At 64.0% G+C, this 964-nt stretch carries 1 pseudogene; it reads right to left on the bottom strand.

The features are described 5' to 3' along the window. Window positions 1-856 (bottom strand): annotated as a pseudogene (locus ROR02_RS16450) (IS630 family transposase); the annotation flags it as partial. Window positions 857-964: the final 108 nt, after the last annotated feature.

Here is a 964-nt window from a genome sequence, read left to right as displayed (position 1 = left end):
TTATCCGGCAGCACCAATTTTCCGCCGGATTGATGCCATCCGGCGCCGTCGAGAATGACGACCGCGTGATGCCCCGGCTGGACTTGAGAGGCGATCTCGACCAGGTGCAGGTTCATGGCTTCAGCATTGGCATAGGGCAGAACCAGGGCGGCACCGACGTTGCGGGCGGGGCACACGGCGCCGAAGATGTACGCCCAGGAGTAGCGGGTATCCTTGAGCCGGCGCGGCCTGGAGCCCTTCTCGGCCCAAACGTAGGTCAGAGTTCCCTGCTGCCCGATGCGGGCCTCGTCTTGCCACCACAGTTCGAGCGGCCGCTTTCGAGCATGCTCCGGGATCGCGCTGGCGACCAAGTCCGCGAAGTTTTTTTATGCGCCTCAAGGGCTTGGGGATCCTGGCGGGGATGTCGAGGCCGGCACGACAGATGCCGGAACCCCAAGCGGCGCAACAGGTCGCCGACGCTACGCTCGGCCAGCGTCACGCCGAACCGGTCGCTGATCCGGGCCGCGAGGTCGCGGCGGCGCCAGCGCACGATTCCATCCGTTTCGATGTCCGGTCCCGTCCGCACCCAGCCCGCCACCTCCTCCATCTGTTCCGCCGTCAGCAGGGGGCGGCGGCCAGGCGCCTTGCGGTCAGTCAGCCCATCAATGCCAAACTCATTGTAACGATGAACCCAGTCACGAAGCGTTTGTCGGTCCATTCCCGTCGTTTCTGCGGCCTCCGCGCGGGATTTTCCCTCGTGGATGAGCGCCAACGCCAGTAAACGCCGCGCGACATCGCCATCGCGCGCTTTCGACGCTTCCCGCCTCAGCCCGTTTGCATCCAGATCGTTTCGCGTCATTTTGACCGCAGCCGACATGACCTCACCTCATATCGCCGAAACACCTTGCGGGAAGTGAATCACATCGCAAACTTCTTGAAAACCATCTTGCCGCCGCGCGAGAGTCAGCCTCCCCCGCCGTTGGTA

Origin of the sequence: Pararhodospirillum oryzae, assembly GCF_007992075.1 — a bacterium.
In the GTDB taxonomy this organism is placed as follows: domain Bacteria; phylum Pseudomonadota; class Alphaproteobacteria; order Rhodospirillales; family Rhodospirillaceae; genus Pararhodospirillum; species Pararhodospirillum oryzae.
Note: the sequence above shows the minus strand (reverse complement) of the source record. Positions and strands in the feature narration are given on the sequence as shown.